Genomic DNA, 12,380 nt, shown 5'->3' on the forward strand with positions numbered 1-12,380 from the left:
TAGAAAGGTGATTACTATGGAAGAAGTATTACACATAAAAAACGTCTCAAAAGTATATGAGGGAAAAGTCCCTCATACTGCTTTAAAAAATATAAATTTACACGTAGATAAAGGGGAATTCGTTGCCATTATGGGTCCATCTGGTAGCGGGAAATCTACATTTTTAAACGTTATTTCTACAATTGATTCTCCTACTTCTGGTGACGTCGTTATTAACGGAAAAAAACCACACACATTTCGTAGAGAGAAGTTAGCTATTTTCCGCCGCCAAGAATTAGGATTTGTTTTCCAAAACTTTAACCTACTAGATACACTAACAATCGGTGAAAATATCGTACTACCTTTAACATTAGATAATGTTCCATTAAAAGAAATGGATGAAAAGCTTGATAACATTTCAAAAAAGCTTGGAATTGATCATATTTTGGACAAACGTATTTTTGAAGTTTCTGGAGGACAAGCACAGCGTACTGCAGTAGCACGTGCTGTTATTCATCACCCTTCTCTCTTACTAGCCGATGAACCGACAGGGAACCTGGATTCAAAAGCCGCTATTGATGTAATGGAGTTATTTACGAAATTAAACAAAGAAGAAGATGCAACGATTTTAATGGTTACGCACGATCCATTTGCAGCAAGTTATTGTAACCGTGTTATTTTCATTAAAGATGGAGAGCTTTACAATGAACTGCACCGCGGATTATATCGCGAGAAGTTTTATCAAGAAATATTAGATGTTCTAGCCTTATTAGGAGGAAGACGTGGATGACGTTTTGGCAATTCGCATTTAAAAATGTCTCACGTAATTCAAAAGCATATTTCGCCTACTTTGTAAGTAGTGCGTTTTCTATCATGGTTTTCTTTTCATTTACTGTATACGCGTATCATCCACGCTTACAGAGTGTACAAAGCTTTCAAGAACGTGATCCTCTAATGAATTTAGCTAGTACAGCACAGCTTGTGATTGTTATGTTCTCGTTCTTCTTTCTCTTATATTCAATTGGAACATTTTTAAATGTACGGAAGCAGCAATTCGGGATACTCACTATTCTTGGTATCTCACAGAGACAATTAAAAAGATTGTTATTTACCGAAAACATGATAATTGGGATATTATCCATCTTTATCGGCATTCAAGGTGGACTTGTATTTTCTAACTTTTTCTTATTAGTCACTTCGAAATTAACAAACGCGAAAGGTCTCTATTTATATTGGCCAACAGAAGCGATTATCGTTACAACCGTAACGTTTATCATTTTATTTTTAATCGTTTCTACATTTACACCAATGTTTATTCGTACTCGAAAAACAACGAAGCTTATTAAGGGTGTTAACAAAGAGAAGAGCGAAAAAAAACCATCTATACTCATTTCACTATTTGCTTTAACTTGTTTAGGACTATGTTATTATATTGCCGGTTATCCGCAAGGCTACATAACGGAAAAAAATGCACAAAATGGATCTGTATTCTTAATTATGCTATCTATTTTACCGCTTGTAGTGATTGGGACGTATTTATTTTTTTCACAAACATTTCTTCTCTTTATCTATATTTTAAAGAAACGAAGAAAGTTTTACTTAAAACAAATAAATATGTTATGGATTTCAGATTTAGTTTCTCGTACACGCAGTAATATTAATGTACTCTTTATTGTTTCTATGCTATCTGCACTTGCATTTACAATTATTATCGGGTTATTTGCTGCAAACAATAATACGAAAGCACCCATACTAGAACGATATCCAATACCATTCACCTATACATCAGAAGGTGTTAATGCATTTGAACAAAAGCATATTACTACGATTGAAACTGAACTTACAAATGCTAATTTTCAATATGACAAATATAAGTTTACCGTTTTAAAAGATACAGCTTCAAAAGAGTCAATTGCCATTATGAAAATGAGTGATTATAACGCAATAGCACAGCAATTAAACAGACCAGAAATCACTCTCGATTCTTCACAAGTTTATAATATTTCTCGCTATTCACCAGCGTTATTAAATCTCGTGTCTAACCCATTTGCGAAGCAGAACACAATTACACTTGGCTCTAATAAAAAGGAATTTCAAATTAAAGGTTTTATTAATAGAGGAATTGAGCCTCCCTTTGCATTACCTCACTTAATTGTGATGCAAGATGAAGTAATTGAAAATATGATTCCTCATATTGAAACAATTACAGTCTATAACTACTTCGTGGAAAATTGGGAAAATGCAATTGTCCCAACAAAAAATATATTAAAAAGCTTAGATCATGATGCAGAAATTTTGTATGAAGCACATAAAAATGAAGAAAATTTCATTAAACCATTTTATATTTATACAGCTACGGATGAACTCGTTCATAGTAAAGGAAATGCAGTCGCTCAATTCTTTATTTGGGCATTTCTCGGCTTTATTTTCTTTATCGGAGCAGCTAGTGTTTTATATTTCCGTATGTATAATGACTTAACAACTGAAAGACAAAAATATATTACGATTACAAAGCTTGGCTTAACTGAATCAGAAATGTTTCGCTCTGCAACGATTCAATTAGGAATTTTATTTTTCGTTCCTTACATCGTTGCTGGTGTTCACACATTATTTGCGGTTAAGTTTTTACAAAGCATGTTTTCTTTCTCCTTACTAAAAGAGACATGTATCGTACTCACCTTTTTCGGGGTTATCGAGATCATTTTCTTCTTCTTAATCCGTTCTCTGTACATTAATAAATTATCACAGCATATAAAAATATGAATAAAATAGCCTTGTGCAATATGCACAAGGCTATTTTCAATAGTTTTTAATAATTAGCAGCAATATCCACCGTAGCCGCCTGCGTAACCGCCGTAACCACCATAGCCACAACCGCCGCCGCCTCCGCCGAAGCAGCTAGCACCGATGATAATTAATAAAATAAACAATACGATTAGAAGCGCAAAACCGCCTCCGCAACCATGTCTGCGGTTACAATCATCATGTCTGTGTTCACACTTTTCGCTCATTACCCTATTCCTCCTTTAGTATCATTCATAACAAGTTCACCTTGCTCTAAATGAGGGGATTCCATTTATATTATGTTTTCAGGGCGAATAGGAAGCTTGGCTTACCTAAAAACGGGCTTGTTTTAGGAATTGGGCTTAATCAAAAAAAAAGATACCTATTCAGGTATCCTTTAAAGAAACATATTCAACAAAAGAGCAAAACCAAATGCAATAAATGATAACAATGTTTCCAGCACCGTCCACGTTTTAAATGTTTCCTTCACCGTCAAACCTAAATACTCTTTTACAAGCCAGAACCCTGCATCATTTACGTGAGAAAACATTAATGAACCTGCACCGGTTGCAATAACGAGAAGCTCTAAATTCACACCAGACATGTGCTGAATAACTGGTGAAACAATCCCTGCTGCTGTCGTTAATGCTACTGTAGCTGAACCTGTTGCAATTCGAATTAAACCAGCTACCATGAAAGCTAATACGATTGGTGATAACGAAATATGTTCTGCCATTTGTGCAATAGCTGTTCCAACGCCGCTTTCAATTAATATTTGTTTAAATCCACCGCCTGCACCAATTATTAAAATAATAGAACCGACAGGCAATAAACTTTCATCTGTTAATTTTTTAATCATCTTTTTATTAATACCTTGTTTGATACCAAGTAAATAAAATGCTGCGAAACATGAAATAAGTAAGGCGATTACTGGACTTCCTATAAATACGAAAAATTCAGTCAATTTTTTCGATAATGAAATATATGGTGCAACTACTGATAAAATCATCAATACAACTGGTAATAAAATAATAAAGAATGAAACTTTACGACTTGGCAAATCAGTTGATACTGTCGTAACTCGAACAAGCTCCGGTTCATTTTCAGGTATAACCCTCTTATGTACCCACTTTGCAAATATTGGGCCTGCTATAATAGCCGTCGGTAACGCGATAATTAATGAATATAAAAGTACCTTTCCTAAGTTCGCGTTATAAATACCGATTGCAGTCATGGCACCTGGATGCGGAGGTACTAGCCCATGTACGATAGATAATCCCGCAATAACAGGTAAAGCAATTAATAATATGTTTTGCTTCGTTGTTTTTCGAATTGAAATTACAAGTGGTAATAAAATAACAATCCCTACTTCAAAAAAGACGGGAATCCCTATAACAAAACCTGCAAATAACATAGCCCAAGGTAATTTTTTTACGCCGAAAAATCGAATAAAGAAATCTGCAACTTGCATGCCTGCTCCTGAATCAGACATCATTTTCCCGAGTATAGTTCCAAGTGCCAAAATACCAACTAAATGACCTAGTACACTACCAACACCAGTTTCATAGGCAGCCACTATTTTCGTTAAGTTCAGTCCAGACATAATAGCTAAAAACAAACTCGCAACTGTTAAACTAATAAATGCATGCCATTTCCACCATGATACCCCTAAAATAACAATTGTGATCGCAAGTAACGTGACGATTAATAAGTATATATCCATCTCTCATTCTCCTTACTTTTATCCCGATTGGTGTGGGCTAATAATTAGTGGGTGATGCCCTCCTCCACTAATTAAAGTTTTACTTTATAAAAAAAGAGGGAACATCCCCTCTTTTTTATACGTCATAATTCACTACATAATGCTGCATTTCTGTATTGTAGTAGCCTTCGCTATATTCAATTACTTCGCCAACTTCATCATAAGAATAGCGCATACGTTTTAATAACGCTGTTCCCTCTTTTTCACCTAGCGCTTCTGCAACGAAATTAGGTGCAAGCCCAACCGCGAATTCATCTCTGAAGTTTTCTAAATGTATACCTCGGTCCTCAACTAAATCGTAAAGCGATTGTAAATCAAAGTCCGATAAATCTGTACTCGCCATTCGAGCTGAGAAATAGTGCGTATAATGAATATACGGCGTATCATTTAACATATATAGGCGCTCGATACGAAAACTCTCTTTACCGAATAATCGAAACGGCACTGTTCCTTCCTCATTATGAACGATTTCTGCTTTTAATAATTTCTTTTGTACTTTATATCCTTCTTCCACTAACACTTCTGTAAATTTCTTACCCTTTGACAGTTTTGTCGCAGAAGTATTACGAATCACTTTCGTTCCTTTGCCGCTCTTCTTTTCCAAATATCCTTCTTGAGCGAGTTCTTTAATCGCATTACGCACTGTAATCTTACTAACTTTGAACTCTTCTTCTAATTGCGGTTCTGAAGGAATATTCGTATGAATCGCATATACGCCATGCAATATTCGATCACGAATAATATTTTTTATTTGTAAATATAATGGTCCTTTTTTCCTCGTTACGTTCACTGTTACACCCACTACCTTTCTACATCACCTACTGATGCCGTCATCGCCCGAAGTATATCTTTCTCTGATGACATTGGCGTATCACCGACGATTGTATGTGCTAGCATTCCAGCTGCTGACGCAAATGAAACAGCTTTCTCTGGTGCAAACTCTTTTATCTCGCCATGAATAATTCCGCTCGTATAAGCATCTCCAGCACCTATTCTATCATATACAGAAAACGTAAGTGTTTTTGCAAAAGTTAACGAACCATCTTTACATATAAACCCGCGAAGCGAATGTGTATTATCACTGTTAATAGAGCGATGAGTACCAGCGATTGTAGCGATATGATACGTTTCAGCTACCTTTGGAATAAGATCCAGCAGCTGCGCTTCTCGCTCCGTCTCTTCTGTTTTCATTCCAAGAACGAACATCGCATCTTTTTCGTTCATCATAACGATATCAGCAAGCCCCAGCATTTCTTCATAATGCGGTTTTGCCTGTTCATATCCGTCTTCTCCCCAAAGTGAGGGACGATAATTACAATCAAAAACGACGGTTCCTCCGTTTTCTTTAACTGCTCTCGCTAAAGATTTCATATGATGACGCACCGTATCATTCATCGCAAGTGTAATACCGCAAAAATGAACGATATCAATTTCCTTTGCGATTTCTTCAAATTGATACATTTCTTCACATGCCGTATTGAAGCTACTTTCTAATCGATTCGAATATGTAACGCGGCTTGCACGTGCACCGAATCCATTTTCTAAAAAATACATACCTACATATTTACCGCCTCTTGAAACAAGAGAAGTTTGAATCCCTAACTTTTGAATGTAAGATACAGCTGCATCTCCAACCGAATTTTCCGGTAAAGTTGAAATAAGAAGCCCTTCATGCCCTAAGTGAGAAAGTGCCGCTACAACGTTCACACCTGTACCTGAAAATGAGTAATTTAACGTGTTAGCTTGCGACAACAATTCATATCCAGGTACTTGCAGGCGCATCATTACTTCGCCGAACGCTGCAATTTTCTTACGCATATTGATCAACTAGCTTTTTCACGACTGCTAATAATTCACGAACATCTTCTACTTTCGTATTACCAGTTTCTTTATCAATAATAGAAGAGTATACGTGCGGGATAACTTGCTCTACATTTGCCTCAAGCGCAATACGTACAATTGTTTCAAAGTTTTCTTTATCAATTCCACCTGTTGGCTCTAATGCGAATCCTTCTTCTGCACAAGCTTTCGCAACTGCGCGATATTCTTCTTCGTGAGCTAGCCCTTTCATCGGGAAGTATTTCAATGAATTTCCGCCCATATCACGTACAAGTGCGATCGCTGTTTTAATTGGAACGATTGCTTTTTCTTCTCCAGCGGCACTAATTGGGCCAGTAGAAATATTTACGTAACCTACTTTTCCTGTTGGTGATACTAAACTATTAATCCAGCTATCTTTTTCGCCGAGATTTGCACGCGTTGCTCCAACTGAAGGGAACACTTGGTTAATATGGCTACCAGGATAATGCTTCGCAATTTCAGCTACAACTGCTGCTTGGCGATTATCTCCTGCGCCTAGTCCGATTGATACAGCGTCATCAATTTCTTTTCCGTATGCTTTCATAGCTGTAACAGCTTCTTCTACTGTTGGATAGTCTTTTGATAACACTCCCACTACTACATAACCTTCTGCTGCTTCAAAAATATCTTTTGCATTTTCTATATTGTTTGCTAATACATTTAATGCTACGCGGCCTTTATAAAAACGTTTTTGAATGTTTGTCATTTTAGTTTCCCCCTACAATTTCTCTCAATTTTTCTTCAATCACATGTATGTCATCACCTTGAAGTGGACGTGGATCAATATCAAAGAATCCTTGTCTTACTCCGTAATCACGTGTATAAATGGCGATTTCCCCTTCGCGTAATGCAGTCACAACATCTCTTGCTGATTTGTTTAACTCTTTCTCGTTAATATGAATACGAGCTCTAAAGATTGCTCTTCCAGCTTCATCTTGAACGATCGTTACATTTACACCATTTAATTCTTTTAGCGGCATAAGTACTTGTAGCAATTCTTTTTCTTGCTCGCTCTTATCTTCTTTTACTCCGTACTCATCAAGCGCTTGAAGTAAGCCAAAAGTTGTCTCTTTCCCGACTTTCATACTTCTTCCGATGCAATGTAATTGCACTTTCAGCCATTCGATATATTTTCGTTTACCGCCAACAATACCAGAAGTAGGTCCTTCAATTGCCTTTGAACCACTATAAATGGCAAGGTCTGAATACTTCACATATTTTTGAATGTCTTCTTCAGCTGCCGCATCAACGATAAGTGGTACGTTATTTCGCTGCGCTACTTCCCATGCTTCTTCAACAGAAATCATATTTTTTTGCACTGCATGATGTGATTTCACATAAAGAATTGCTGCTGTATTTTCGCCAATCGCATCTTCAATATGTTCTGCTTTCCCTTCATTTGCGTAGCCAACTTCAACGAGTTTTCCTCCACCTAAGTAAATCATCGTTTCAACAGGAGCACCGTATTGAACGTTATGACCTTTTAACATAATCACTTCGTTTTTCGCGATTACTTCTTGATGAAGTCTTTCACTTTTACGGCGATTTCCTTCTGTAACGATACCAGCGATAGAAAGCGCAATTCCGCTCGATGCTGAATTCACAACGACCGCTGCCTCTGAATCTAGAATTCTCGCAATATGGTCTCCTGCTTTATCTACTAAATCAGCAATTTCCACATAATTTTGTCCACCATGTTTCATCGCATCCATTACTGTATCTGTAGGAGCAGATACACCTAAAATACTCATTCTACCGCTCGCATTAATCACTCTTTTTAATCCGTACTTAGCATTCAATGAATGACCCATTAATTACAACCCCTTTCGTATCAATTCTTTTTTCAGCAATGCGCTGATCCCCTTCTGAATCAATTAACGTAACCTTCTCATCTTTAACCGTAAATAAAGTTAAGTTTGCAATATCCCCTTCTTGAATACGGCCAAGCTCTGGTTTCTTAAGCCACTCTGCCGCATTTTTCGTAACCGCATCAATCACTTCTTCTAGTGGATAACCTAAGTAAAGGAATTTCGAAAGAACGTGAGCCATACTATACACTGGACCATGTATACGATTCCTCCGGTAAATATCCGTACTAATTGTATTAAAGGCAATATCGTGACGCTTCGCCGCTTCTGCTACTTTAAAAGAAAAGCTAGCATTACCGTGACCAACATCTAAATGCACGCCGCGATTCACCGCATCTAACAACACAGGTAGCGGTTTCCCTTCTTCATCAAATAAATTATTTTCTTTCCCGTTTAAATAATGTGTAATCACATCATCTTTTTCTAAAAGAGGTACAACTTCCTCTATACGGGGAGGCGCTGAACCGATATGTACCATAATCGGTAATAATGTTTCTTGAGATAAAGCGCGCGCTACATGCAGCGGTTCAATTCCACTATCACAAACGACACTTTTACTCATTCTCGCCTTTAACCCAACGATTACATCTTTATACTTTTCTACTGCTTCTATCGCTTTCTCTTTATCTATCCATTCCATATTGGATAATTCATCAATTCGTTTCAAACCGATGCGAGAAATATTTAAAAAGGCAAATAAATTTGTCTTTGCCTGCTCTCTACTTTTTACTAAATCTGCAATGCGATCAGCACCGCAACTACCCGCATCAACAATTGTCGTTACCCCTTGCTTAACGCCAATTTCATCTACCTCATCGCCATACGGATCAAACTCTGGAAAAGCGTGAACGTGCAAATCAATCCAGCCACTCGATACGTAAGTACCAGAGTAATCAAGAACCTTTCCACCCTCGCCAGCACCAGCTTTCGTCACCTGTGCGATTTTGTTATTTTCAATTACAATGTCAATCTCTTCCCCGTTCACACGTTTCACATTACGTAGTACGAATCGTTCTGTCATTGTATTTCCACCCTTTTCTATAAGAAGCCATAAGAATACGCTTACATTTAAGTTTCATTTTTTATATCTCTTTCACACGTTTAGCGTAACATAAAAAAACGGAGAAGTAAATATAACGTTATAATGTTTAAAAGTAAATAAAAAGATGCTCCTCCAAAATGCTAATAGTATAGGAAATTATATCAACGATTTTTCAATTATATCTATCATAACTTATAATATATTAACGATTCGACAAAGAATATCGATTTACCGACAAAAAACGTCACTTCCTTTCTTATATAAGAAAAGGCTGTCCCAAATGGCACAGCCTTTTTCTCTATTCCTGAACCGTCACAATAACCCCATCCATATTGTTCCCGGAAATTTCATACTGCTTGTTTGCTGGAACGTTCACTTTCGTATTCTCAGAAACTTTATAATAAGAAACAGTATATTTCTTACCTTCTACTTCAGTTGAAACCTCTTTTTCCTCTTTTAAAAACTCTAAATATTCCTCTAGTGTAAAATTCTTTTTTTGCATAATTGCGCTATGAGGTAGGCCGACATAACGGATATGCCATGGCTCATATTGAATTCCAGTAATGTTACTTTTATTTTTCGGATAACGTAATACAAAGCCATGCTTCCATACGTTCTCTTCAATCCATTTTCCTTCAGGCGCTTTCTCCATTTTCTTTTGAGTAGACCCAATGTCCAGTGATAATCCTAAATTATGTTCACTGTATCCTGCTGGAAGTGCATAATCAGATCCCATTTTTTCATATAGCTGTTTTTGCTCTTGGAAATCTCTATAACCACTACTAATCAAAAAATGGTTAACACTTTCTTTTCCAGCCGCATCGACAACGTTCAAAAACTTTTTCACAACATCCTTTGATAAACGAAGATTTCTATCAAATATTACATAACCTCTTACTAATTCACTATTATGATTTACATTTATAATATCAGACCTAATACTATCTTTTTTTACTGGATAATCCCTGTTAACTAATAATAAATCGCCCTTATAAATTTGTTCCTTCGTAATCTCTTTCCCCTCGGTGTTTGCCGCCTTTACTAGCTCATCTTTCCCGACAATTTTAACATCGATTTCCTTTTGAAATAACGGTGATATATAAACGCCTACACATACTGTGAATGCTATAAAAAAAGAAATAAATACCCACTTTTTCATTTCTAGTTCCTCCTTAACGTAACTTACGTATAGAATAGAAAAAACTATTAAAATAAAAAGTGGGGTAAAGTTTAAATTTTTATTAAATTGTTACATTCTCGTCTTTTGGCAATCGTACTTCAAATAGCGTTCTAACTACATTGCTCTCAGCAGAAATCGTACCGTTATGTTGCTCGACAATATTTTTCGCAATGAATAGTCCTAGGCCAGTCCCGCCACGGTTCTCAGTTCTCGCTTTATCACCTGTATAAAACATATCAAAAAGATACGGTAAATCTTCTTCTGGAATGCTATCTCCATAATTCATAATTTGTACGACAACTTCTCCATTATCAACATATCCATTCATATCAACAAATTGCCCATCATACCCGTAACGAACGGCATTTGTTAACAAGTTTTCAAATACTCTAGCTAACAATTTCCCATCACCGTGCATCGGTAAATGAGGATCCACATTCAATCTAGCTTCTAAATGATGTTTTTCTAATAACGGATACAATTCCTCCTCTAACTGTATAAGCAACTCACTTATATCAATCGGCTTTTTATCCAGTTTTAGCATGCCATAATTCATACGTGTAATTTCAAATAGCTCATCAATTAAACTTTCCAGCCTTTGCGATTTCGTATATGCAATTGTGGAGAAATGTTTAATTTGTTCTTTTGTTAAATTTTCATCTTTAAGAATTAAATCTAAATATCCTAACACGGATGTTAACGGTGTTCTTAAATCATGAGCTAAATTCACAACAAGCTGATCTTTACTACTTTCTGCAAAATCTCCTCTTTCAACAGCTTCTTTTAACTTTTCACTTGCAACATTTATTTCACGCGCGATATTTCCAAACTCATCATTTGATGAAACTTGAACTTTATTCGTAAAGTTACCGTTCGCAAGATGATGAATCCCATTAGAAATTTCATCAAAGTATTTTAAATACGTTTTTGTCAAAAAGAAGAAAAAGATAATAGATAACGGAATAAAGAAAATTAAAAAGAAGTTAATGTCTCCAAATTCCCTTACCATTGACCTAAATTGTGCTAAAGGCTCTTCGTAGCGAACCATCGTTTTATAATACAACTGCAATCCTTTATAAATTATATAAGTTACAGTTGCTGCAAGCACCATACTTAACGCAAATAAGGCAATCATTTTAAATCGAAAACTTTTCATCATATTAGCCATTGAAAGTATAACCTACTCCCCACACTGTTTTTATTAATTTATCCTTTCTTTTATCTTCTCCAAGTTTCTTCCGCAAAGTACGAATATGTACCATTACTGTATTTCCACCTTCATAATAATCATCCGCCCATACGTGCTGAAAAATATTTTCCACATTGTATACTTTCTTCGGATGACTCGCTAATAAATATAAAATATCGAACTCTTTCGGCGTTAATTCAATTTGCTCACCATACACATCAACCGTCCTGCGCTCAGGATTAATTACGACTCCGCCTATTTCTAAAGCAGATTTACTCTCCGCTACTTTCGGTTGATTTAACGTAAAAAACCTACGCAGTTGTGCATTTACACGTGCAACTAATTCTATTGGTGTGAAAGGCTTCGTCATATAATCATCCGCACCTAGTACAAGACCTGTCACCTTATCAAAGTCCGAAGTTTTCGCGCTTAAAAAAATAATCGGCATATGATGTTTCGCGCGAATTTGACGCGTCACCTCATAACCATCCATTTTCGGCATCATAATATCTAAAACTACCAAGTCGATTGGCTTCGTTTCAATAATATGAACTGCCTCTTCCCCATCCGCTGCTTTCACAACATGGTACCCTTCTTTTTCTAAATGTATCTCAATTAAGTCAGCAATTTCCGCCTCATCATCAGCTATTAAAATTGAAATGCGCTTCATTTTACTCCCCCTTTTCCATTCCATTTTTATACGCTCGATTGTAAAC

The 12,380-nt window shown here is 36.3% G+C and carries 12 protein-coding genes; 2 read left to right on the plus strand and 10 right to left on the minus strand.

All coding sequences use genetic code 11. The annotated features are described in order from the left end of the window. The first annotated feature begins 16 nt into the window (after positions 1–16). Entirely contained in the window at positions 17–769 is a 753-nt protein-coding gene (locus tag OXT04_RS12245) for an ABC transporter ATP-binding protein (protein WP_000393250.1), read from the plus strand. After that, the gene (locus tag OXT04_RS12250) at positions 766–2,742 is read left to right on the plus strand and encodes an FtsX-like permease family protein (protein ID WP_000144949.1); all 1,977 of its coding nucleotides are present in this window, start codon (positions 766–768) and stop codon (positions 2,740–2,742) included. The genes OXT04_RS12245 and OXT04_RS12250 overlap by 4 nt, the downstream gene beginning before the upstream one ends. 53 nt (positions 2,743–2,795) lie before the next feature. Here OXT04_RS12250 and OXT04_RS12255 read toward each other — a convergent pair whose 3' ends face one another. From OXT04_RS12255 to OXT04_RS12300, 10 genes are all read right to left on the minus strand, one after another. Then, positions 2,796–2,990: a YjcZ family sporulation protein gene (locus tag OXT04_RS12255; RefSeq protein WP_242255691.1), complete on the minus strand. Its 195-nt coding sequence runs from the start codon at positions 2,988–2,990 to the stop codon at positions 2,796–2,798. A gap of 170 nt (positions 2,991–3,160) precedes the next feature. Continuing rightward, the gene (gntP, locus tag OXT04_RS12260; protein ID WP_267414985.1) at positions 3,161–4,486 is read right to left on the minus strand and encodes a gluconate permease GntP; all 1,326 of its coding nucleotides are present in this window, start codon (positions 4,484–4,486) and stop codon (positions 3,161–3,163) included. A gap of 115 nt (positions 4,487–4,601) precedes the next feature. Next, positions 4,602–5,327 (minus strand): GntR family transcriptional regulator, encoded by a 726-nt coding sequence (locus OXT04_RS12265; protein ID WP_000539259.1) that lies wholly within the window; start codon positions 5,325–5,327, stop codon positions 4,602–4,604. Further along, the gene (locus OXT04_RS12270; protein ID WP_001227512.1) at positions 5,327–6,343 is read right to left on the minus strand and encodes a sugar kinase; all 1,017 of its coding nucleotides are present in this window, start codon (positions 6,341–6,343) and stop codon (positions 5,327–5,329) included. The genes OXT04_RS12265 and OXT04_RS12270 overlap by 1 nt, the downstream gene beginning before the upstream one ends. After that, the gene (dagF, locus tag OXT04_RS12275; protein ID WP_000181907.1) at positions 6,336–7,091 is read right to left on the minus strand and encodes a 2-dehydro-3-deoxy-phosphogluconate aldolase; all 756 of its coding nucleotides are present in this window, start codon (positions 7,089–7,091) and stop codon (positions 6,336–6,338) included. The genes OXT04_RS12270 and dagF overlap by 8 nt, the downstream gene beginning before the upstream one ends. Before the next feature lies 1 nt (position 7,092). Next, on the minus strand, positions 7,093–8,196 hold the full coding sequence (locus OXT04_RS12280; RefSeq protein WP_000510109.1) for a DgaE family pyridoxal phosphate-dependent ammonia lyase: 1,104 nt from the start codon (positions 8,194–8,196) through the stop codon (positions 7,093–7,095). After that, positions 8,174–9,274 (minus strand): amidohydrolase/deacetylase family metallohydrolase, encoded by a 1,101-nt coding sequence (locus OXT04_RS12285; protein WP_000139934.1) that lies wholly within the window; start codon positions 9,272–9,274, stop codon positions 8,174–8,176. Before OXT04_RS12285 ends, OXT04_RS12280 begins: the two co-directional genes overlap by 23 nt. A 319-nt stretch (positions 9,275–9,593) precedes the next feature. Beyond that, on the minus strand, positions 9,594–10,454 hold the full coding sequence (locus OXT04_RS12290; protein WP_000759402.1) for a D-Ala-D-Ala carboxypeptidase VanY: 861 nt from the start codon (positions 10,452–10,454) through the stop codon (positions 9,594–9,596). An 82-nt stretch (positions 10,455–10,536) separates the two neighbouring features. Further along, the gene (locus OXT04_RS12295) at positions 10,537–11,643 is read right to left on the minus strand and encodes a sensor histidine kinase (protein WP_098361108.1); all 1,107 of its coding nucleotides are present in this window, start codon (positions 11,641–11,643) and stop codon (positions 10,537–10,539) included. Beyond that, positions 11,636–12,334: a response regulator transcription factor gene (locus tag OXT04_RS12300; RefSeq protein ID WP_090976770.1), complete on the minus strand. Its 699-nt coding sequence runs from the start codon at positions 12,332–12,334 to the stop codon at positions 11,636–11,638. The genes OXT04_RS12295 and OXT04_RS12300 overlap by 8 nt, the downstream gene beginning before the upstream one ends. Between the last annotated feature and the right edge of the window lie 46 nt (positions 12,335–12,380).

This window comes from Bacillus sp. GC_Bacil_1, assembly GCF_026540675.1.
In the GTDB taxonomy this organism is placed as follows: domain Bacteria; phylum Bacillota; class Bacilli; order Bacillales; family Bacillaceae_G; genus Bacillus_A; species Bacillus_A cereus.